Annotated in this window: 21 protein-coding genes and 1 tRNA gene; 13 read left to right on the top strand and 9 right to left on the bottom strand. The window is 63.8% G+C overall.

Annotated elements, in window-relative coordinates:
• Nucleotides 1–352: 352 nt before the first annotated feature.
• Nucleotides 353–841, bottom strand: a complete 489-nt coding sequence (locus BZF61_RS13435; RefSeq protein WP_086619907.1) for an Hsp20 family protein — start codon at nucleotides 839–841, stop codon at nucleotides 353–355.
• A gap of 148 nt (nucleotides 842–989) precedes the next feature.
• Between BZF61_RS13435 and grxC the strand changes: the two genes are divergently transcribed.
• From grxC to BZF61_RS13415, 4 genes are all read left to right on the top strand, one after another.
• On the top strand, nucleotides 990–1,253 hold the full coding sequence (gene grxC, locus BZF61_RS13430) for a glutaredoxin 3 (protein WP_211276786.1): 264 nt from the start codon (nucleotides 990–992) through the stop codon (nucleotides 1,251–1,253).
• 6 nt (nucleotides 1,254–1,259) lie between these two features.
• Complete coding sequence (locus tag BZF61_RS13425) at nucleotides 1,260–2,084, top strand: carbon-nitrogen hydrolase family protein (protein ID WP_086619905.1); 825 nt, start codon at nucleotides 1,260–1,262, stop codon at nucleotides 2,082–2,084.
• 6 nt (nucleotides 2,085–2,090) lie between these two features.
• Complete coding sequence (locus BZF61_RS13420) at nucleotides 2,091–2,558, top strand: DUF1178 family protein (RefSeq protein WP_086619904.1); 468 nt, start codon at nucleotides 2,091–2,093, stop codon at nucleotides 2,556–2,558.
• Nucleotides 2,559–2,591: 33 nt separating this feature from the next.
• Nucleotides 2,592–2,668, top strand: a tRNA-Arg gene (locus tag BZF61_RS13415).
• On the opposite strand, the gene BZF61_RS13410 is transcribed toward BZF61_RS13415, so the two are convergent.
• Together BZF61_RS13410 and BZF61_RS13405 are read right to left on the bottom strand one after the other, a co-directional pair.
• Nucleotides 2,669–3,883 (bottom strand): MFS transporter, encoded by a 1,215-nt coding sequence (locus BZF61_RS13410; protein WP_245804646.1) that lies wholly within the window; start codon nucleotides 3,881–3,883, stop codon nucleotides 2,669–2,671. It abuts the tRNA gene before it with no gap.
• On the bottom strand, nucleotides 3,880–4,797 hold the full coding sequence (locus tag BZF61_RS13405; RefSeq protein ID WP_086619902.1) for a haloalkane dehalogenase: 918 nt from the start codon (nucleotides 4,795–4,797) through the stop codon (nucleotides 3,880–3,882). Before BZF61_RS13405 ends, BZF61_RS13410 begins: the two co-directional genes overlap by 4 nt.
• A 157-nt stretch (nucleotides 4,798–4,954) precedes the next feature.
• On the opposite strand from BZF61_RS13405, the gene BZF61_RS13400 reads away from it, so the two are divergent.
• From BZF61_RS13400 to BZF61_RS13390, 3 genes are all read left to right on the top strand, one after another.
• On the top strand, nucleotides 4,955–5,281 hold the full coding sequence (locus BZF61_RS13400; protein WP_245804645.1) for an FtsB family cell division protein: 327 nt from the start codon (nucleotides 4,955–4,957) through the stop codon (nucleotides 5,279–5,281).
• A gap of 126 nt (nucleotides 5,282–5,407) precedes the next feature.
• A complete protein-coding gene (gene pdhA, locus BZF61_RS13395) occupies nucleotides 5,408–6,502 on the top strand; it encodes a pyruvate dehydrogenase (acetyl-transferring) E1 component subunit alpha (RefSeq protein WP_425429632.1) in 1,095 nt (364 codons plus the stop codon).
• A 3-nt stretch (nucleotides 6,503–6,505) separates the two neighbouring features.
• A complete protein-coding gene (locus tag BZF61_RS13390; protein WP_086619899.1) occupies nucleotides 6,506–7,861 on the top strand; it encodes a pyruvate dehydrogenase complex E1 component subunit beta in 1,356 nt (451 codons plus the stop codon).
• 39 nt (nucleotides 7,862–7,900) lie between these two features.
• Here the strand turns inward: BZF61_RS13390 and BZF61_RS13385 are convergent, their stop codons facing one another.
• From BZF61_RS13385 to BZF61_RS13375, 3 genes are read right to left on the bottom strand one after another with little or no spacing between them, the layout of a single operon-like run.
• Nucleotides 7,901–8,599: a TadE/TadG family type IV pilus assembly protein gene (locus BZF61_RS13385; RefSeq protein WP_086619898.1), complete on the bottom strand. Its 699-nt coding sequence runs from the start codon at nucleotides 8,597–8,599 to the stop codon at nucleotides 7,901–7,903.
• Complete coding sequence (locus tag BZF61_RS13380) at nucleotides 8,596–9,213, bottom strand: TadE/TadG family type IV pilus assembly protein (protein ID WP_086619897.1); 618 nt, start codon at nucleotides 9,211–9,213, stop codon at nucleotides 8,596–8,598. The genes BZF61_RS13385 and BZF61_RS13380 overlap by 4 nt, the downstream gene beginning before the upstream one ends.
• Complete coding sequence (locus BZF61_RS13375) at nucleotides 9,210–11,201, bottom strand: pilus assembly protein TadG-related protein (RefSeq protein WP_086619896.1); 1,992 nt, start codon at nucleotides 11,199–11,201, stop codon at nucleotides 9,210–9,212. Before BZF61_RS13375 ends, BZF61_RS13380 begins: the two co-directional genes overlap by 4 nt.
• 295 nt (nucleotides 11,202–11,496) lie before the next feature.
• On the opposite strand from BZF61_RS13375, the gene BZF61_RS13370 reads away from it, so the two are divergent.
• Together BZF61_RS13370 and BZF61_RS13365 are read left to right on the top strand one after the other, a co-directional pair.
• Nucleotides 11,497–12,075 carry a hypothetical protein gene (locus BZF61_RS13370; RefSeq protein ID WP_143737072.1) on the top strand — a complete coding sequence of 193 codons (579 nt, stop codon included), beginning with the start codon at nucleotides 11,497–11,499 and terminating at the stop codon, nucleotides 12,073–12,075.
• Between the two features lie 41 nt (nucleotides 12,076–12,116).
• A complete protein-coding gene (locus BZF61_RS13365; RefSeq protein WP_086619894.1) occupies nucleotides 12,117–12,578 on the top strand; it encodes an EF-hand domain-containing protein in 462 nt (153 codons plus the stop codon).
• Here the strand turns inward: BZF61_RS13365 and trmFO are convergent, their stop codons facing one another.
• Complete coding sequence (gene trmFO, locus BZF61_RS13360) at nucleotides 12,579–13,964, bottom strand: methylenetetrahydrofolate--tRNA-(uracil(54)-C(5))-methyltransferase (FADH(2)-oxidizing) TrmFO (protein ID WP_211276785.1); 1,386 nt, start codon at nucleotides 13,962–13,964, stop codon at nucleotides 12,579–12,581.
• Between the two features lie 71 nt (nucleotides 13,965–14,035).
• Between trmFO and BZF61_RS13355 the strand changes: the two genes are divergently transcribed.
• A complete protein-coding gene (locus BZF61_RS13355) occupies nucleotides 14,036–14,701 on the top strand; it encodes a lysoplasmalogenase family protein (protein WP_086619893.1) in 666 nt (221 codons plus the stop codon).
• 105 nt (nucleotides 14,702–14,806) lie between these two features.
• On the opposite strand, the gene gyrA is transcribed toward BZF61_RS13355, so the two are convergent.
• Nucleotides 14,807–17,596: a DNA gyrase subunit A gene (gene gyrA, locus BZF61_RS13350; protein WP_211276784.1), complete on the bottom strand. Its 2,790-nt coding sequence runs from the start codon at nucleotides 17,594–17,596 to the stop codon at nucleotides 14,807–14,809.
• Nucleotides 17,597–17,906: 310 nt separating this feature from the next.
• Here gyrA and BZF61_RS13345 point away from each other — a divergent pair, with 310 nt between their 5' ends.
• The 3 genes from BZF61_RS13345 (at nucleotide 17,907) to BZF61_RS13335 (ending at nucleotide 20,793) form a co-directional block, all read left to right on the top strand.
• On the top strand, nucleotides 17,907–19,241 hold the full coding sequence (locus tag BZF61_RS13345) for a hypothetical protein (protein WP_086619891.1): 1,335 nt from the start codon (nucleotides 17,907–17,909) through the stop codon (nucleotides 19,239–19,241).
• A 131-nt stretch (nucleotides 19,242–19,372) separates the two neighbouring features.
• Nucleotides 19,373–20,332: a lipoyl synthase gene (gene lipA / locus BZF61_RS13340; RefSeq protein ID WP_086619890.1), complete on the top strand. Its 960-nt coding sequence runs from the start codon at nucleotides 19,373–19,375 to the stop codon at nucleotides 20,330–20,332.
• Nucleotides 20,332–20,793, top strand: coding sequence for a type II toxin-antitoxin system RatA family toxin (locus BZF61_RS13335; protein WP_086619889.1), 462 nt, complete (start codon nucleotides 20,332–20,334; stop codon nucleotides 20,791–20,793). The genes lipA and BZF61_RS13335 overlap by 1 nt, the downstream gene beginning before the upstream one ends.
• On the opposite strand, the gene BZF61_RS13330 is transcribed toward BZF61_RS13335, so the two are convergent.
• Nucleotides 20,754–21,257, bottom strand: coding sequence for a CinA family protein (locus BZF61_RS13330; protein WP_086619888.1), 504 nt, complete (start codon nucleotides 21,255–21,257; stop codon nucleotides 20,754–20,756). The genes BZF61_RS13335 and BZF61_RS13330 overlap by 40 nt on opposite strands.
• Nucleotides 21,258–21,264 lie beyond the last annotated feature (7 nt).

The following is a 21,264-nucleotide window of genomic DNA, read 5'->3' as shown; positions in this document are numbered from 1 at the left end:
AGACCTGTCACACAAGCGATTGCACCTTTTTGTTACAAGGATTTGCCTTGCGTTGTCGTGTCCTTACAAGTTTGGACGTTTGCGCTTGCGTGTATTTGGGCTTCCGCACTAGACGCAGGGCCAAAGCGAGGATTTCCGAAGGGCACACGGGGTTATGCCGACCCGGCTGCGGATTTGTTGGGGACGTTTGTTGACGTGCACCCCAAACCCTTCGTGACCACTTGGGCTTGCCGGATTTTGTCCGTCTACTGCGACCCGGACGGACAGGACGAGGCGAGGCGACGAAAGTCGCGGGGGCGGATTGCACAATCCGCCCCCTCATCATTTCAGCCTAGGGAAAGATGCCGGAGGATCAGGCCGCGCTGGCCTGATTGTCCTGCGTGTTCTCGCTTTCGCGCGGCACTGCGCTCAGGCGAGGGGCGCCGTTGATGGCGATCTTCCTCGGCTTCATCGCTTCGGGCACTTCGCGCACCAGATCGATGGTCAGCAGCCCGTCGGCCAGAGTGGCGCCTTCGACGCGCACGAAATCGGCCAGTTCGAAGCGGCGCTCGAAGCCGCGGTTGGCGATGCCGACATGGATCAGTTCAGACCCGTCCGCCACTTCCTCGCGCTTGCGGCCATGGATAACCAGCAAATTCTGCTGGGCGGTGATGTCGAGATCCTCTGGACGGAAGCCAGCGACCGCGATGGTGATACGGTAGTTGTCATCGCCCGAGCGCGAGATGTTGAAGGGCGGATAATTGTCGCCGGTGTTGAGCCGCGCCTGGTTCTCGAGCAGATCGAACAGGCGATCAAAGCCGACGGTGGAACGACGATAGGGGGTGAAATCGAAGCGCGACATAGCTGCAAATCCTCCAATCTGAGCGATCTGATCCTGACGCGGGCCTGCCGAATGCAGCGCCCGCCTGTTGCCTTGCGCTCCCCAAGACTGGCGGAACGCGGCAACAGCCCTTATCTGGTTCATCGTCGTAAGCTTTCAAGAGGACATGATGGCTCGCCCCCAGATCGACATCTACACCAAATTTGGTTGCCCCTTCTGCGTGCGCGCCAAGCGGTTGCTGGACCAGAAGGGCGCGGCCTATTCGGAGTATGACATCACGCTGGGCGGCCCAAAACGCGCCGAGATGCTGGCGCGCGCGCCCAATGCGATGACCGTGCCGCAAATATTCATCGGCGCGCTGCATGTGGGCGGCTGCGATGATCTGTATGCCCTCGATGCTGCCGGCAAGCTTGATCCCCTGCTGGCGGAATAGCCGGCCATGAAGCGCAAGATTGCCGTTTTGCAGATGTGCTCGGGCATCGATGCCGAGGCCAATCTCGCAACCATCCGCAAGGCTGCGCGACGTGCGGCGGGGGAGGGCGCGCAGGTGCTGTTCACCCCGGAAATGTCATTGCTGGTCGATCGTGATCGCCAGCGGGCGGCGCGGTGGATCACCCAGGTCCACGAACAGCGCGTGCTCGACGAGCTTGAGCTGACGGCGGGCAAGCTGCACATCGAGATCGCGCTGGGTTCGATGCCGGTCAGGGCATGGAGCGGCCGGTGGGCCAACCGTTCCTATTACGTGCGCGCCAATGGCACCCAGCCGGTCACTTACGACAAGATCCATATGTTCGATGTCGATCTGGCAAGCGGGGAGAGCTGGCGCGAAAGCAGCGCCTACGAAGCGGGCCACGAGGTGGTGACGGTGGAGCAAACGCCGATCGGGCGTCTTGGCCTTACCATCTGCTACGACCTGCGCTTTCCCGCGCTCTTCGGCGCGCTGGGTGATCGGCGCTGCGACGCGATCGCCGTGCCCGCCGCCTTCACCCGGCCCACTGGCGAGGCGCACTGGCACGTCTTGCTGCGCGCCCGCGCAATCGAGGCGCAGGCCTTCGTCATCGCCGCCGCGCAGGTCGGCACTCATGAGGACGGGCGGCAGACTTATGGCCATTCCCTCGTGGTCGATCCCTGGGGCGAAGTGCTGCTCGACATGGGCGGCGAGAAACCGGGGCTGGCCTTCTGCGACATCGACCTTGGCCGGATTGCCGAAGTGCGGGCCCAGATCCCCGCTCTTGCCAATCGCCGCGAAATCCCCAAATCGTGATACGTTATGATCGTGTTTGATCTTTGCTGTGCCAATGGTCATCGGTTCGAGGGCTGGTTTGGCTCCTCGGCGGAATACGATGACCAGCAGGCGCGCGGGCTGATCGTCTGCCCCTATTGCGGCTCTGCCGAAGTGGTCAAGGCGCCGATGGCGCCCGCCGTTCCGGCCAAGGGCAACCAGCGTCAGGATGTGCTGCCGCAACAGGCTGCGCAGTTGATGACCAATGCTCCCATGCCTGCCGAGGTTCAGCAGGCGCTCGCCGCGCTCGCCAAGGCGCAGGCCGAATTTCTCAAGCGCAGCACCTGGGTGGGCGAGAAGTTCGCCGAGGAATCGCGTGCGATGTATTACGGCGAGCGTGACGAAGCACCGATTCATGGTCAGGTGACACTTTCGGAAGCCCGCGCTCTAATCGAGGAGGGCGTGCCGGTCGCCCCATTGCCGTTTCCCGTCGCCCCGCCCAACAAACTTAATTGATTGGTTCGACCGCGCTGCTATGGCTCGCGGCGGGACCCCGTAGCTCAGCAGGATAGAGCATCAGATTCCTAATCTGAGGGCCGCGCGTTCGAATCGCGCCGGGGTCACCATCATTCCTGCTGCTGCTTCCACCGCCGCTCGGCATGCGCCGCCAGCGTCAGCACACCCACCGACATCGCCAACAGCAGGCCGCACGTTGCACCCCATCCGCCCGCGTCGAAAACCGCCGTGCCCAGGGCACTGCCGAGTGCACCGCCGAGGAACATGGTGACGATATAGCCGGTCGTGAGCCGGGTGCGGATTTCGGGGGCGAGGGCGAACAGGGTCATACGCCCTGTCACGTCGACTGTCGGGCCGACCATGTTGGTCAGCAGCAGCGGCACCAGAATGGTCCAGATGCTGAAGCCAAGCGGATAGTACAGCACGATGCCCGACAGCTGCACCACCGCGGCAGCCACGCGCGCCCTGTGTGGCCCCACCTTGTCGGCCCAGCGGCCGAGCCGCGGCGTGGCGATAATGCTGATTGCCGCGACCGCGGCGAGATAGCCGACCTGGTCCGTGCCATAACCCAGCGCGGGGCTGGTGAGATGCAGGGCCAGCGCGAGCCAAGTCGCGGTGAAGATTGCAAAGTTCAGCCCCTGGATCGCGGCGGAAATCCGCATGTCCGGATGCTTGGCGGCGAGCGTGAACACCGAGGCGATCAGCGCGCCATAAGCGGCCGGCGGCTGCTTGGCTGGCGTCACGTCGCTGCGCATGGCCACCGGCAGCAAGGCGGTGACGGCGACCATGCACACGAAGGCCCACACATAGACCGTGTGCCAGTCGGCATGTTCAGCGATGATCCCGGCGCTTACCCGCGCCACCAGGATGCCGAAGATCACCGCCGCGGTGAGCTGCGACGTGACCTGTCCCAATCGCGCGGGTGCGACCCGTTTCGAGGCGAAGGCCGGGATCAGATAGGGGGCGATGGTACAGAAGCCGAGCAGCGTCGAGGCGGCGGTGAAGGCAAGCAAGCCCGGCGCCAGCACCATGCCGAGCAGGCACAGCGTCTGGGCGGTAACGAATATCAGGCACAGGCGGCGGTTCGAATGGAAATCACCCAGCGGTAGCAGCAGCAGGATACCCAGCGCCAGCGCCAGCTGGTTCAAGGCCGGCACCAGCCCGATTTCAGCCTCTCCCACCCCGAAGCCGCGGGCGACTTCGCCGATTATCGGATGGATGTAATAAGCGTTGGCGGTGACCACCGCGATGGCGAGCGCCAGCATCCGCTCCTGCATGCGGGTGAGACAGGTGGCAGGAGCGCGCGCGGCAAGGTTTTCCGTCAAGCGAGCAAGCCCGCCTTGCGCGCCATGGCGATCACGCCCTCGGCCAGTTCGGCCGGACGGTCTTCCTGACTGAAGTGGCCGCAGCTGGACAGCATCGCATGGGGCTGACCTTTGGCACCCTTGATCCGCTTTGCCAGCAGCGGCCCGGCCTCGCCGAGCACCGGATCATCCTCCCCGAAAAGAGTGAGGAAAGGCCTGTCGAAGGCGGCCAGCCCCTCCCACGCCGCGAGATTTTCAGCCACGCCCGGCTTGTCGTCCTCGATCGGCACCAGCTGCGGGAAGGCCCGCGCGCCTGCCTTGCTCGCCGCGTCGGGGAAAGGGGCATCATAGGCGGCGACCTCCGCGGGCGAGAGTGGCGTCTGGCAGCCGCGGCCCATGATTGCGCCGATGGGAAAATCGGCTGAGGCGCGCGCGAACTCGCGCCAGGCGAGGAACCCCGGCGAAGCCTTGCCGCCGCCGGTGGGCAGGAAGGTGTTGCTGGCGACCACGAAGGCGAAGCGCTCCGGCTTTTCGCCGACCAGTCGCAGGCCCAAGAGCCCGCCCCAGTCCTGACAGAACAGCCCGGCCACCTGCGGAACCACCGCGCTGCGCCACTGCCGCAGCCAGTCGACATGGCGTGCGTAAGTGTAGAAGGTCTGATCATCGGGCTTGTCGCTCTTGCCAAAGCCGATCAGATCGGGCGCGAGGCATCGCAAGCCCGCATCCACCAATAGCGGGATCATCTTGCGATAGAGGTACGACCATGAAGGTTCGCCGTGCAGCAGCAGCACCGGCGGGGCATCCTTCGGGCCTTCGTCGAGATAGTGCATCCGGCCCGAATAGCCTTCGCCCAAATCGATCCTCAGCCAGTTTTCCCGAAAGGGATAGCCCGGAAGGTCGGCAAAACGGTTCGGTTCATGCGTGATGACCTGCATGGTTGCTCCCTCCTTGCCAAGTTTTCCGTATCAGATCGAAACGCAATTGCCAGATGGCACGTCGCACTGCGTCGGCGCGGAATATTGTGCACGTCCACGCAACGCCCTTGCGGCGCACGGCCAAGTATGATTCTGTGCCGACGCCGGGTGTTGCGGCATGTCTGAAAGGTTTGGGACGACCATGCGCAAGGCGATTTTGGGCGAGCGAAGCAAGCGCTGGATCGCGCTGGCGGTGCTGCTGGCGCTGGCCGGGGTCGCGGTCGCCGGGCCAACGGGCTTGCTTGCCTGGAGCGAGAACGTGGCCGCGCTCAAGCAGCGCGAGAAGGAAATCGCCAAGCTCACGGCTGAGCGCGATGCCCTGCGCAACCGCGTGAAACTCCTCGATCCCGAGGCTGCCGACCCGGACCTTGCGAGCGAGTTGGTGCGCGAGCAACTGGGCGTGATCCACGAGGATGAGGTGGTGGTCACGCTCGAGGACGAGTGATTTCGCCGCTGTGCCGCAGACGATCTGATTTCGTATGCGCGGAGGGATTTCTTCAACGGCTTGGCGTTGCGTCGTGCCTGTTTGCCTGCCTATAGAGGCAGGCACTGGACGGCGTTTCTCCTCCCCATGAGCGCGCCAGAGAGAGGGATACTTATCTTGGCCAAAAAGCCCGCAAAAGCTGCGCCCGCGCCAGACGATGGCGAATTCATCCTGCATTCGCTGCAAGAGGCCTTCGAAGCGAAAAAGCGATATGCCGCGAGCGAGGCGGAGATGCTCGAATTCTACCGCCGGATGTTGCTTATCCGGCGGTTCGAGGAAAAGGCGGGCCAGCTCTACGGGCTGGGGCTGATCGGTGGATTCTGCCACCTTTACATCGGTCAGGAAGCGGTGGCGATCGGGCTGCAATCCGCTCTGGACCCCGAACGTGACAGTGTCATCACCGGTTACCGCGACCACGGCCACATGCTCGCCTACGGGATCGATCCGAGGGTAATCATGGCCGAGCTGACGGGTCGTGTATCCGGCATCTCGCGCGGCAAGGGCGGATCGATGCACATGTTTTCGACCGAGCACAAGTTCTACGGCGGACACGGGATCGTCGGCGCGCAGGTGGCGCTGGGCGGCGGGCTGGCGCTCGCCCACCAATACCGTGGCGACGGGGGCTTGTGCCTTGCCTATTTCGGCGACGGGGCGGCGAACCAGGGCCAGGTGTACGAAACCTTCAACATGGCCTCCTTGTGGAAGCTGCCGATTGTCTTCGTGGTCGAGGACAACCAGTACGCGATGGGCACCGCGACCAAACGCAGCTCCGCCGAAACCCGCTTCTACCGCCGCGGCACCGCGTTCCGCATTCCGGGAATGGAAGTCAACGGCATGGACGTGCTCGAAGTGCGCGCCGCCGCCGAAGTGGCCTTCGCCCATGTCCGCGCCGGCAAGGGGCCGGTGCTGATGGAGTGCAACACCTATCGCTACCGCGGCCACTCGATGTCTGATCCGGCGAAATATCGCACCCGCGAGGAAGTCCAGGAACAGAAAGAACTGCATGACCCGATCGAGGGGCTCAAGAAAACCCTGATCCAGGCCGGCAAGACCGAGGAAGAATTGAAAGCGATCGACAAGGCCATCCGTGCCGAAGTGGCAGCAGCAGCCGATTTTGCGGAAACCTCGCCCGAACCCGACGCGCGCGAGCTCTACACCGATGTGCTGGTGGGAGAATACTGAGTCATGGCGATCGAACTGAAGATGCCGGCGCTCTCGCCGACCATGGAGCAGGGCACGCTCGCCAAGTGGCTCAAGGCCGAGGGCGATCGGATCGAACCAGGCGATATCATCGCCGAGATCGAGACCGACAAGGCGACGATGGAGTTCGAGGCCATCGACGAAGGCGTGCTGGAAAAGATCATCGTGCCTGCCGGAACCGAGGATGTCGCAGTAGGTGCGGTGATCGCGCTGATCGCCGGGGAAGGGGAGGCGGCTGCGCCCAAGCCTGCTGCTGCTGCGTCTGTCCCTGCCCCGGCATCTGCCCCCGCGGCCGACAAGCCCGCGTCTGAACCGGTTGTGCGCCTTGCCGATCCGGCCATCCCCGCCGACACCCGCCTCGTCAGCCTCACCGTGCGCGAGGCGCTGCGCGATGCGATGGCCGAGGAGATGCGCCGTGACAGCCGCGTTTTCGTGATGGGTGAGGAAGTCGCCGAATATCAGGGCGCCTACAAGGTCACCCAGGGCCTGCTTGCCGAATTCGGACCCAAGCGCGTGATCGATACCCCGATCACCGAATATGGCTTTGCCGGGATCGGCACCGGCGCGGCGATGGGCGGCCTTCGCCCGATCGTCGAGTTCATGACCTTCAATTTCGCCATGCAGGCGATCGATCACATCATCAACTCGGCGGCCAAGACCAATTACATGTCCGGCGGCCAGATGCGCTGTCCGGTCGTGTTCCGCGGCCCCAATGGTGCTGCAAGCCGCGTCGGCGCACAGCACTCGCAGAACTTCGGCCCGTGGTATGCCAGCGTCCCCGGCCTGATCGTGATCGCGCCTTATGATGCGGCGGATGCCAAGGGGTTGATGAAAGCCGCGATCCGCTGCGAGGACCCGGTTGTCTTCCTCGAGAACGAATTGCTCTACGGTCGCAGTTTCGATGTTCCCGGCATCGAGGATTACGTGCTGCCGATCGGAAAGGCGCGGATCATGCGCGAAGGTGCGGATGTCACCATCGTCAGCTATTCGATCGGAGTCGGGCTGGCACTGGAGGCCGCGAACCTGCTGGCAGACGAGGGTATCGACGCCGAGATCGTCGACCTTCGCACCCTTCGCCCGCTCGACAAGCAGACCGTGCTCGCCAGCCTTGCCAAGACCAATCGTCTGGTGGTGGCCGAAGAAGGCTGGCCGACATGCTCGATCGCTTCCGAGATCGTCAGCATCTGCATGGAGGAGGGCTTCGACCACCTCGATGCGCCCGTCATGCGGGTGTGCAACGCGGATGTGCCGCTGCCCTATGCTGCCAACCTCGAAAAGCTCGCGCTCGTCGATGCCGCACGCATCGCCGAGGCTGCGCGCAAGGTGTGCTATCGGAATTAACCGAAAAACACGCCGCCGGGTGGGACCGCGCGGCCGTGATTAGCTCGCGCGCTCGGCCGAGTAGATATTGCAATCGGCCTCCGGGCCGTCGTCGTAGAGCTGCGTCAGATCGCGCGAATCGCGCACGTTGAAGGCCGCCGTGTAGTGGATCGTGCGCCCGTCAAACAGATCGAAGGGCGTAAGCGATTCGTAATCGTAGGCGATCTCGACGAACATGACTGCTGTGCCGTTGCTGGCGGTAATCAGGTTGCCGGGCTCGCCCATGCCCGGAAAACTGGTGCCCGTGGCACCGTCGCCTTCCTCGCCGTAGGAGGAATCGAACACTTTGGCCCCGCGGCAGCGTTGCCATGCGATCCACTGGCCACCATCGGCGTTGCGCTGGAGGCTGGAGATGATGACCCGCCCGCGTTCGAAAAGGCCGAAGCTTTCGCCCAGCTTTTCTGCGCCAATGAGCGATTCGTTGATGTCGCTTTCATAGACTTTGCGGGCGGTCAGCACGTCCTGCTCGCCCACGCGCGAAGCGTTGTCGGCAACCTGCATCGCCACCTGGCTGACCTGCATGTGGGTAATGACGAAATAGGCCGTCTCGGTGCCCAGCATGCCCATCGTCAGCACGATCGGTGCGGTGAAGGCGAACTCGACGAAAGCAACGCCCGAGGTGTCGCGCTTGAGCCGCTGGCGCAGGGCGGCAGCGCGCGCTGCAAGGGTGCGGACCTTGGCGAGAGGTGCGGCAATCATGGGCAGTTCCCCGTTTCGGTCGAACGATCCTGTTCGTCGAAAGGCTGGTTGCGCAGCACGGTCGAGGCGCGCAGTGTCACCGTGTTGCTCATGCCGACCAGGCCATACATCGGAAACAGGCGCGGATAGCTGACAACGGCGGTATAGAGCACCGCATCACGCGCACCGCCGATCCCTTCGCGGCCACGGTTTGCATCCCACTGGCCATTGCCGTTGGCGTCGACGAACAGCTCGCCATTGTTGCACGCGCCGTCGTCGTTGTCGTCCTCGAATTCCTCGCTCTCTCCGATATCGCTGAAGTCGAAATGCGAAAGCTTCTCGAATTCGATCGTGGCGGTGTTGGGGACGACCTTCATCACCTCAGCGCGCACCCGTTCGTCGATCGCGTCCTGCTGGCTGCCGGCGGTCTCGAGCGTGAGATCGCGGCCGGCCTTCTGCAAGGCACCGTTCACGAGCGAGTTGGTGTATTGCGTGTGGGCCATATCGAAGATGCCCATCACCAGCACACACAGCACGGGCGCAACGAAGCCGAATTCGACCAGGGTGACCCCCTGCCGGTCGCCGCGCAGACGGGCCAGCAGGGTGCGCAGGTGGTGGGTAGCGGTGGCGATCATGACGTTAGCCTCAGCGCAGCGATCTTTTGGGCGATTTCCTGGAAGCGTTCGTTGAGGGTCGCGGCATCGTTCGCCTGGAAGGCGCGGCCCGGCGAAGCACAGTCGATCAGGTTCTGGGTCAGCGTGGTGCCGAAAGCCACCACCCAGATGGTGATGTTTTCCTGGCGCGCCGCGCGGCAGATTGCCTGGAGGCGGTCACGACGGCGGTTGAACTCGCGGGTCGAATTGCCATCGCCCGTGATCCGGCGGTCCCACCATTCGATCCCGTGGGTCGAATAGTTCTCGACATTGTTGACCTGCATACCATCGGTCATGAACACGATGTGGCGGGCAATCGCATCGCCATTGGGGGCGGAGACGTTGTCGGCCGCAAAGATGCCGCGCGGCGAGATGAAGCGCGCACCCCACAGCATCCCGATATCGTGGTAGGTGTTCCCGCTGGGAGTGAGCGCGTTGACATAGGTCTGCAGAGCGGTGCGGGAGATTTCGTTGAGGCGCATCGCCGGGCGCGGACAGGTCCAGCTTGGGCGGCTTTCCTCCCCGGTCTGGTAGAGCCAGCTCAGGGTATTGGTTGTGGTGGTGCCGGTCTCGCGTTTCCACACCGCGCTGTTGAGTGCGGGCTTCCAGCGCTGCTCCTCGTTCACCGGCACAAGGTTGATGTTGATGTCGTGCGCGGCTGCGGGAATCGGGCTGTAATTGTCGGTCAGCACCGTCGAAGGTTCCTCGATGCAGCCCTGCCAGACATGATTGACCATCGCCCCATTGGTGCCGGTCGGCAGCATGATCTGGTTGTCGTCATAGAGCGTGGAAAGATCCACGGTCTCCCAGCCCGGGGGGCTGCCGGCCGGGTTCTCGACATCGCACGGCGTCGGATCCGAAGTGTCGACCGGGCAATAGACGTAATCTTTCCAGACGACGTTGCGGATCGTCTGATCGGGAACCACGTCCGCCGCGGTCGCGATGCGCGTCTTGCGCACCCGCCCGCGGCAGCCAGCCCGGTTGGAGGAACTGCCGCCGCTCCACACGCCCGTGCGAAACTCGGTCGGTGCGAAAACCCGCCAGGTCTGGTCGTTGACGGTGTAGGTGCCCGGCAGCGTGTTCCAGCAGAAGTCCTGCGCCGCGTTGCGGCTGCTCGTCGGGCTGGTCAGAAAGCGATAATCATTGGTGTTGGTCGAGCCGAAGTTCGCAGTCGAACGCGGAAGCCATTCTACCTGATCGGAGACCACGATCTCGTCACCTGCCTTGATCCCATTTCCGGGGATGAAGGTGAACTGCTCCTCGAAGCGGGCGACGCGCGATTGGTAGGTGTGGCGGGTCGCCATGTATTCGTCAGGGATCGACAGGCCGACATTGACCTGCTGCGAATAGGGCACAATTCCGTATCGTACCTGCGCGCTTTCAGAGGTCGCCGCTTCGACGGTGTCGTAGAAGTTCATCACCGCCTGCCGCAGCGCGACAATCTTGGAACCGGGGCCGGACCCGCAAGCGGAGTTGTCCGGGCAGTCGGCCATCGACCCGGTAACGTCGAGCACGAACATGATGTCGGTGTTGGAAATGTTGACTTCGGCGGAACAGCTCACCTCGATCTGAAAGGAATCGTAACCGAAGGCGCCCATGATGCTGGTTGGCAGCGTCGCGCTCGCCTCGCCGATCACGCGACCTTCGCCATCGCTGGTGTAGTTGCGCTGGCCGTTTTGAACGCCGAACATGCCTTCGGCAAAGTTCTGGTCGAAGAAATCCAGCCCGATGTCGCGGTGCGCACTCGTGAAGATGTCGTCGGTCATCGCCCGGCGCGCGGCAAGCGCGCCGGCGTCGCACGCGGCCTGCATCCGGGCAGCGGTCATGTAATAGCGGCTCGCATCGACGCCGCCGCCCACCATCGCCAACAGGGGGATCATCGCCGCAGCGGAAATGGCGATGGTGTTCGCGGTTCTGTCGTGCAGGAGCGAGCGCAGAAACGGCTGCCGCCCGTGGGTGTCTGGCTTCATAAGGTGCGCGTCCTTCCCCCGAAATTTCCCCTTGGATTACGGGAAGTTTCAGTAGTAGGGGGCGGCTTAGGCGAGGTCTGGTAAGCAGACTGCGAAAGACCATGGTTAACCGCCTCCTAATGGCTTGCCGAGGCTCCGCAAAGGCCGGGCCGTCCCATAGCGAGACGGATTGCTTGCTATTGCTCAAGGTGCCGGTCTAGGTCGGCGTCCAGTCATGGATGGTGCAAGCGACGATCGACTGCCTCCCGAAGCCGAACTGGCGATTGCCTGGTGCGCGCCAAAGGTTCGCGCAGCTTTGAGCACGGTTCTTCGGCTTGATCGGCGGCTCGCCCGGATCGTTGCGCGCACCACCGAACCGATGCTCGGCCAGATGCGCCTGGCCTGGTGGCGCGAGGCGCTGGGCAAGCCGGTGGCCGAACGCCCGCGCGGCGATGCCGTGCTCGATGCGATCGGGCGGGACTGGGCCGGGCGCGAAGCGGCGCTGGTGGCACTGGTCGATGGCTGGGAGGTGCTGGTGACGGCGATCGCGCTTGGCCCGGCCGAGATCGCCAGCTTTGCCGCCGGGCGCAGCGTCTTCTTTGCCGCCTTGGGAGAGGATTGTGGGAGGGCGGAGAAAATCCGCTTGCGGCTTGCCGGGGAACGCTGGGCGCTGGCCGATGCTGCTGCAAGCGTGTCGGACCCGGCCGAGCGCGCCGCGCTGGTCGCGGCCGGTCTGGCGCGGGAAGCGCGCGGCGGACGCGTGCCCTGGGGGCTGCGCGGACTCGCGGTGCTCGAAGCTCTCGGCATGCGTGCCCTGCGGCGCGGCGGACAGCCGCTCATGGCTGGGCGAGGGGCTGGACTGGCAGCGTTGCGCGGCGCTATCTTTCTGCGATGACTAGGTATATTCCCTAGGCTGGCAGCAAGGGGGAAAGACCGTTGCGACAGGCAGTTGCAGGTGGATTGGCGGCTTTGGCGCTCGCCGGCGTGGGATTGTTCTGGTGGCAAGGTCGCGCCGAAGTGGAAGCCGGTGCCCCACCCCCCGCGCCGACTGAGGCGATGGATGATCCAGCGGCGCTGCCAATTGCCGATCCCGGTACGATGAAGGGCCCGGCGCCGCCGGAAGTCAGCGAACTGACCCGCGAGGAACAGCGCTTCTTCCGCTATGATCGCAACCGCGATCGGCTGATCTCTCGCGACGAAATGCTCTCGACCCGCACCAACGGCTTCCGGTCGCTCGATGTCGATGGGAACAATTTGCTCACTTTTGAGGAATGGGCAGTGAGCACGGTCAAGCGCTTCGAGGGCGCCGATGCCGATGGCGACGGGCGGCTCACGCCGCGCGAGTTTGCCACCACCGCACCCAAGCCGGCAGCGAAAAAGCCTGCCTGCAAGTGCTGATCAAGCGGACGTGGTGATGCTGGCCGCGTTGATCCAGCGGGCGAGGTCTGCCTTGGCGCGGGCGGTATAGGCTTCCTTGCGCACCTTCTTGCCAACATCATGCAGCGGCGGGAACAGGCCGAAATTGATGTTCATGGGCTGGAAGGTCTCGGCCTCGGCATCGCCGGTGATGTGCGCCAGCAGCGCGCCGAGCGCGGTGGTGGCGGGCGGGGCCTGCCACGCGCGCCCCGCCAGCTCAGCTGCGGTCATCAACCCTGCCACAAGCCCGATCGCCGCGCTCTCGACATAACCCTCGCACCCCGTCACCTGCCCGGCAAAACGGATATGCGGCGCGACTTTGAGCCGCAATTGGCGATCGAGCACCTGCGGCGAATTGAGGAAGGTGTTGCGATGGAGTCCGCCGAGCCGCGCGAATTCGGCGTTCTCCAGCCCCGGAATGGTGCGGAACAGCTGCACTTGCGCGGCATATTTCAGCTTGGTCTGGAAGCCGACCATGTTCCACAGCGTGCCGAGCTTGTTGTCCTGCCGCAGCTGCACCACCGCATAGGGCCAGCGGCCTTGCGGATATTCCGGGGTCACGTCGAAGGGATTATCCAGCCCTACGCCCTTCATCGGCCCGAAACGCAGCGTATCGACCCCGCGCTCGGCCATCACCTCGATCGGCATGCAGCCATCGAAATAAGGCGTGTCCTTCTCCCATTGCTTGAACTCGGTCTTTTCGCCTTCCAGCAGCCCGCGGCGGAAGGCAAGATACTGCTCTTTCGTCATCGGGCAGTTGATATAGTCGCCGCCTTCGTTCGAAGCCTCGGTGCGCTTGTTCCAGCGCGACTGGATCCACACCTTGCTCATGTCGATCGAATCCCGGTAGATGATCGGCGCGATCGCATCGAAGAAGGCGAGCCTTTCGCGACCGGTCGCCCTGACAATGCTGCCCGCCAAGCCTTCCGCGGTGAGCGGGCCGGTGGCGACGATGGTGAGGCCGGAGGCGGGCAGGGTGTCGACCCGCTCGCGCACGATGGTGACATTGGGGTGCTGGCTGAGCGCCTTCTCGACCTCGGCAGAGAACACGTCGCGATCGACCGCCATCGCGCTTCCGGCAGGCAAACGCGCAACCTGTCCGGCGCGCATGACCAGCGAATCCAGCGCGCGCATTTCATGATGCAGCAGGCCGACTGCGTTCTTGGTATCATCGTCCGAACGGAAGGAATTGGAGCACACCAGTTCGGCCAGACGATCGGTCTGGTGCGCCGGGGTCGTCTCGCCTGACCCGCGCATCTCGGACAGGCGCACGCGCACGCCGCGCTGTGCAAGCTGCCATGCCGCCTCGCTCCCCGCGAGGCCGCCACCGATGATGTGCACATCGTGCATAGTCGCCATTGCGGTCATGGTGAGCCGCGTAATTGCGTGTTAGCGCATCGGCAAGCCCTCTAGCAGGTGCGAGGGAGGGGATAACAGGCATGGCAAAGCAGGCGCTGATCGAACAGAGGCCTTGGCTGCTCGCGAGCATCGCGGCGGCAAGCGCGTTCTATTTTCTCGGTGACGAGCCAATCTTCGAAGGAATCTGGGGTCTGCTGGCCAAGGGATCTGCGGTCGGGCTGCTCGCGCTCTATGTTCTGCTGCGCGTGCCGCATGACCGGCACCGCACCGACGGTTTGCTGCTGGTCGCCGCGCTGCTGCTGGCGGCGGCCGGCGATGTCGCTATCGAGCTGTGGTTCGAGATCGGCGGCGCCTTCTTCGCGGCGGCACATTGCGTGGCGATGGCGCTTTACTGGCGCAATCCACGGGCCCGCCATTCGCCCAGCCAGCAAATGGTGAGCCTCGCGCTGCTGGTCGGCACACCGTTGGTAAGCTTCCTGTTGAGCGGTGAGGCGATGATCGCGATCTACGCCACCTTCCTTGGCGCAATGGCTGCCAGCGCATGGTACAGCCGCTTTCCGCGCTACCGCGTCGGTACGGGAGCAGTGCTGTTCGTGATGAGCGACTGGCTGATCTTCGCACGCTTCGGCCCGCTTGATCTTGAACCCGCCAATGCCCTGCTCATCTGGCCGCTCTACTACGCCGGACAGGTGATGATCGCGACCGGGATCGTCCAATGCATGCGGGGCGAACAGCCGGTCCGCTGAGCTGTTGCCGCTTTTTTACGCACCCGGACAAACGGAGCGCCGGCGCGCTCGCCGACTGCCCGTTTTTGCATCAACCCGTTTTTCGTCAATTTGCCAGAAGGCAGTCTATTGCCTGTCCGGCGGGCTGTCCCCGGCAGGCGCGGCCGTGATCGCTTCCTCGGCAACGTTTTCCGACTCCTCGGTCTCGTCGATCAGTGCCGCGCCGACGATGTGCTCGCCTTTGGCGACATCGAAGATGCGGATGCCCGAGGAGCTGCGCCCCGAGATTGCGAAGCCCTTCAGGTTCTCGAATCCGCCTTCGATCAGATGACGCAAATCGATGCTGAGCCGGATCAGTTTCGCCTGATCGGTCACCAGCATCAGTTGCGAGCCGTGACGCACCGGGAAGCTCGCAACGACCGGGCCATTGCGTTCGGGATTGCTTTCGGGCGTGCCGATATTGGTTATCCCCTGACCCCCGCGTCCGGTGGTCCGATATTCGTAAGCAGAGGAAATCTTGCCGTAGCCATTGGCGGTGACGGTGAGGATGAACTCCTCGGCCGCGGCCATGGCTGCCATCTGTTCCGGCGGCAGTGTCGGTTCGGCGCCGTTGTTTTTCCATGGTGCCGCGCGCAGATAGGCCTCTCGGGTTTCGAGGTCGGCGGTCAAGGGTTCGAGCACCGCCATGCTGACGACCTTGCCGCCCTTCTTGAGGCTCATGCCGCGAACGCCGATACCGGTACGGCTCTTGGTTTCGCGCGCATCGGTGGCGGCGAAACGGATCGCCTTGCCGCTATCGGAGGCAAGGAAGATTTCCTGCCCTTCGCTCAAGAGTTGCACGCCGACCAGGCGGTCACCCGACCCTTCGACGAAGCCCATTGCATATTTGCCGTTGGTGGGGATGTTGGTGAAGGCATCCATCGAGTTGCGGCGAACCATGCCTTGCTCGGTAGCGAAAACGATGTTGAGGTTTGCCCAGGTCGCCTCGTCCTCGGGCAGGGGCAGCACCTTGGTGACGCGCTCGTCCTCGCCCAGCGGAAGCAGGTTCACCATCGGCCGGCCCTTGGTCTGCGGTCCGCCTTCCGGCAGCTTCCACACCTTCATGCGGTAGACCCGCCCGGTGTTGGTGAAAAACAGCACCGGATTGTGGGTGCTGGTGACGAATAGTTCGACCACCGCATCCTCGTCCTTGGTCGCCATCCCGCTGCGCCCCTTGCCCCCACGTTGTTGGGCGCGGAAAGTGTCGAGCGCGGTGCGCTTGATGTAACCGCCATGGGTTACGGTCACGACCATGTCCTCGCGTTCGATCAGGTCCTCGTCGTCGAGACCGTCCCAGGCAGGCGCGATTTCGCACAGGCGCGGGGTAGCGTAGGTGGCGCGGATTTCTTCCAGTTCGCTGCGCATCACGCCGTAAAGCTTCACCGGATCGCCAAGAATCGCGAGATAGTCCTCGATGGCCGCGGCCAGTCCCTTCAATTCGTCGCCGATCTCGTCGCGACCCAGTGCGGTCAGGCGATGCAGACGCAGTTCTAGGATCGCCTTCACCTGGCGTTCCGAGAGGCGATAGGTGCCGCCGCTCTCATCCGCCGAGGGTTCGATCGCTTCGACGAGCCGGATATATTGCGCGATGTCGCCGATCGGCCATTCCTTGGCGAGCAGGCGCGCGCGCGCTTGGGCCGGGTTGGCAGCGGAGCGGATCATCGCGACGACGTCATCGAGGTTCGACACCGCGACGACGAGGCCGAGCAACAGGTGCGCCCGCTCGCGCGCCTTGTTGAGTTCGAACTTGGTGCGCCGGGTAATTACCTCTTCGCGGAAGGTGACGAAGCTCTGGATGATGTCGCGTAGCGTCTGCACCTCAGGGCGACCGCCGCGGATCGCCAGCATGTTGGCCGGAAAGCTCGACTGCGCCGGGGTGTGGCGCCAGATCTGGTTGAGCACGACTTCGGGCGTGGCGTCGCGCTTGAGGTCGATCACCACGCGCACGCCCTCGCGCGAGCTTTCGTCGCGGATGTCGGAGATGCCCTCGATCCGCTTGTCCTTGGCGGCTTCCGCGATCTTCTCGACCAGATTTGATTTGCCGACCTGATAGGGGATCGATGTGAAAACGATGCTCTGGCGATCGCCGCGCCCGGTTTCGATCTCGTGGCGGCAGCGCATCAGGATCGACCCACGCCCGGTGGTGTAGGCGGCCCTCGCGCCCTGGGTGCCGAGAATTAGCGGGGCAGTGGGAAAATCGGGACCGGGAATGAAGGCTATCAATTCGTCGGAAGTGATGTTCGGATTATCGATATAGGCGAGGCATCCGTCGATCACCTCGCCGAGGTTGTGCGGCGGCACGTTGGTCGCCATGCCGACCGCGATCCCGCCTGCCCCATTGACCAGCAGGTTGGGAAAACGCGCCGGCAGCACCGTCGGCTCCCGACGGCTGCCGTCATAGTTGTCGGTAAAGTCGACCGTGTCCTTGTCGAGATCGTCGAGCAGCGAGTTCGCCACGCGCGCCAGCCGCGCCTCGGTGTAGCGCATCGAAGCCGGCGGATCGGGGTCCATCGAGCCGAAATTGCCCTGACCATCGATCAGCGGCACCCGCATCGACCAAGGCTGTGTCATCCGCGCCAGCGCATCGTAGATGGCCGCGTCGCCATGCGGGTGGTAGTTGCCCATGACGTCGCCGACGATCTTCGCGCTCTTGCGATAGGGCTTTCCTGCGACAAAGCCGCCTTCCTGGCTCGCAAACAGGATCCGGCGGTGCACCGGCTTTAAACCGTCGCGCACGTCGGGCAGCGCGCGGCTGACGATCACGCTCATCGCGTAATCGAGATAGCTCGACTTCATCTCGTCGACGATGTCGATGCGGTCGAAACCGCTCATCGGCGAAGGGGGAGGGGAATCGAGAATGTCGCTGTCTTCGCTCAAGATCGGGGCCGTTTCTGCTAGAGTTCATGTGGCCCCCTCGGGGGCAATGGCCGTTGCGGCCGGAACGCCAAACTATGTAGGGGGCGGCGGCTGCTTTCGCCACCTCTGCACGCGAACACAGCACGAACAACGTGCCTTTTTCCACATTTCCAACAGGGCGCACCGCCGCGCCGACCGCCATTCAAAAGCCGTTCAGCACGGCTTGCCTAGCGGGAATTGCAAATTGCGTGCGACCCGTCCAAAGGCAGCACAGCCTTTCACCCGGTCGAGGGGGGATTTCCCCGGGACCGAGCGATCTCTGGAGGATGAATTGACCAACCTGTCTTCGACCCGTCCAAGCCGCGCCGGTCTTGCGCGCAGTCTTGCCTTGGCGATCGCGCTCGCCAGCGGCGGCGCGATGCTGATTGCGCCGGCCTTCACCGATGCCGCCCAGGCCCAGAAGAAGGACAAGAAGAAGCAAGAGGGCAAGGCGCAGTATTCCAAGGAATTCCTGGATGCCTACAAACCGCTCGAAACCGCGCTTGCTGCGCCCGGCGCCGATGTCGGCGCGCTCAAGCCGCAGATCATGGCGCTGGTGGCGATAGCGGCCAGCGCCGATGAGCTACAGGCCGCTGGTGGCTTGATCTACAACGCCGGCGCCAACGCAAAGGACATGGCGCTCCAGCTGCAAGGCATGGAATTGCTGCTGGCGAGCGGGAAAGTCGCTCCCGACCAGCTCGGGCGCTACAACTTCACCGCCTATCAGCTCGCCAACGAGCTGAAGAACTTCACCAAGGCGCGCCAGTATCTGCAAGCGGCGATCGACAACAATTTTACCACCGAGCGCATCAGCACCGCCGATCTCGAAATCACCATGGCCGAGATCGACTTTGCCGAGGGCAAGCATGCCGCCGGACTGGATTACCTCGGCCGGGCGATCGCCCACCGCAAGGCCAATGGCCAGCCTGTCGACATTTCATGGTATCGCCGCGGGGTTGCCGTCGCCTATTCGAATCAGGTCATCCCGCAGGTCTATGATCTGGTGGTGCAATGGATCGGCGATTATCCGACCGCGAACAACTGGCGCGATGCGGTCAACCTGACGCGCAATCTCAATGACTTCGCAGGCCCCGAAGCGCTCGATCTGTTGCGTCTTGCGCGCAAGGTGGGCGGCTTGCGCGACAAGCAGGACTACATTCTCTATATCGAAGCCGCCGATCCGCGCCGCCTGCCCAAAGAGGTCAAGGATCTGATCGAGCAGGCCTATGCCAGCGGGGCAGTCAGCAAGGACGACATATTTGTCGCCGATTCGCTCACCACGGCCAATGGTCGTATCAAGACCGACCTGGCCGAACTACCGGCGCTCGAAAGGGACGCCAATGCCGCCTCTGCCGGGCTGCGCACCGTCTTTGCGGCGGGCGATGCCTTCTTGAGCTATGGCGAGTACGCCAAGGCGGCCGCCTTCTACGAAAAGAGCCTTGGCATGGCCGGCGTCGAGCGCAACACAGCGCTGACCCGCCTCGGCATCGCCCAGATCGGCATGGGCAACTTTGCCGCCGCGCAAGCCACCCTGGCGAAGGTTGACGGCCCGCGTTCGCCGATCGCCAAGCTCTGGTCGGCCTATGCGGCCGAAAAGGCCGCAGGCGGCACGACTTCGGGCACCTGATCCGCGCGATTGAGAAAAATCGAGGGGCGGCGGGCGATGGCCTTGCCGCCCCTTTGTCTTGCACATGGCCCAATCGCAATGGCGCTTTGCCCGCGCTTGCGGGAGCGTGCTCGCGCGCCTAAATGGCGCCTATGAACGATCTCGCCAGCGCGCCATCCGCCGATCCCGCCTCGTCCCGCCCCGCGCGCCAGCGCAAGCCCGATTGGATCCGGGTGCGCGCCCCGGTAAGCGAAGGCTATCACGAAACGCGCAGGCTGATGCGCGAATTGAACCTGAACACCGTGTGCGAGGAAGCCGCCTGTCCGAATATCGGCGAATGCTGGACCAAGAAGCACGCGACGGTGATGATTCTCGGCGATGTCTGCACCCGGGCCTGCGCCTTCTGCAACGTCAAGACCGGGATGCCGCGCGCGGTCGATCCGCTGGAGCCCGAAAACACCGCGATTGCCGCGGCCAAGATGGGGCTCGAACACATCGTCATCACCTCGGTTGACCGCGATGACCTGCCTGACGGCGGCGCGAGCCAGTTCGTCAAGGTGATCGAAGCGCTGCGTCGCACGACGCCGAAAACCACGATCGAGATCCTCACCCCCGATTTCCGCGGCAAGATGCGCCGCGCGGTGGAGATGATCTGCGAAGCTGGGCCGGACGTTTACAATCACAACCTTGAGACTGTGCCGCGGCTCTATCCCACGATCCGCCCCGGCGCACGCTACTATGCCTCGCTCCGCCTTTTGGAAGAGGTCAAGGCGCACAATCCGCTGATCTTCACCAAATCGGGGATTATGCTGGGACTGGGCGAGCAGCGCCTTGAGGTGCACCAGGTGATGGACGACATGCGTTCGGCCGAAGTCGATTTCATCACCATGGGCCAATATCTTCAACCGACGCCGAGGCACGCCAAGGTCGAGGAATTTGTCACCCCCAAGGCCTTCGCCGCCTATGGCGCGATTGCGCGGGCCAAAGGTTTCCTGCAGGTCGCCTCCAGCCCGCTCACCCGTTCGAGCTACCACGCGGGAGAGGATTTTGCCGCCATGCGCGCCGCGCGCGAGGCGCAGCTCGCCCACGTTCAGGAGCGCGCGAAGGTCTGATGCCCGGCACCCGCGAAACCCGGCGATTGCCCTACAGCGCCGAACAAATGTTCGATCTGGTGGCCGATGTGGGCCGCTATGGTGAGTTCCTCCCCTGGGTCGTGGCAACGCGCGTGCGCTCGAACAGCGAGACCGAGATGGTCGCGGACATGGTGGTGGGGTTCAAATCCCTGCGCGAAAGTTTCACGTCGCGGGTGAAGAAGGATCGCCCGCGCGAGATCGACGTGCACTATATCGACGGGCCGCTGAGCGACCTCGACAATGTCTGGATTTTCCGCGCGCTCGACGATCACACCTGCGAGATCGACTTTCTCGTCGAATTTTCTTTCAAGAACCGCCTGTTCGAGAGGATCGCCGGGCAATATTTCGACAAGGCCTTCCGCAAGATGGTGGAAGCCTTCGAAAAGCGCGCAGAGCAGCTTTACGGCAACAGCAATTCGAGCGCGCAAAGCGTCGCCTGACGGCGGATCTCGGCACGGCCTTCAGGTCCATCGCCGCCCTCGAAGAACTTGAGCTCGCCCTGCGGCTCTCCGGTTTCGTTGCGCAGCACACGTGCGAATACCACCGTGCCAACCGGTTTCAGCGCTGTGCCGCCGCCCGGACCTGCCACCCCGCTGATCGCCACCGCAACATCGGCTTTCGAGCGGTCCAGCGCGCCCTTGGCCATCGCCCAGGCACAGGCGATCGAAACCGCGCCGAAGGTCTCGATGATGTCCCGCGCCACGCCCAGCATCTCCATCTTGGCTTCGTTCGAATAGGTCACGAAGCCGCGATCAAGCACCGCGGAAGATCCGGCGATCTCGGTGATCGCCCCGGCCACCAGTCCGCCAGTGCAGCTTTCGGCGGTAGCGATCGTCCGCCCCAAGGCCGCGTTTTCCGCGACAACGCGGGCAGCAAGGCTGGTGATATCCTCGGGGAGCAGCATCGTGGGC

It is taken from the genome of Erythrobacter tepidarius, from assembly GCF_002155695.1.
In the GTDB taxonomy this organism is placed as follows: Bacteria; Pseudomonadota; Alphaproteobacteria; order Sphingomonadales; family Sphingomonadaceae; genus Erythrobacter; species Erythrobacter tepidarius.
Note: the sequence above shows the minus strand (reverse complement) of the source record. Positions and strands in the feature narration are given on the sequence as shown.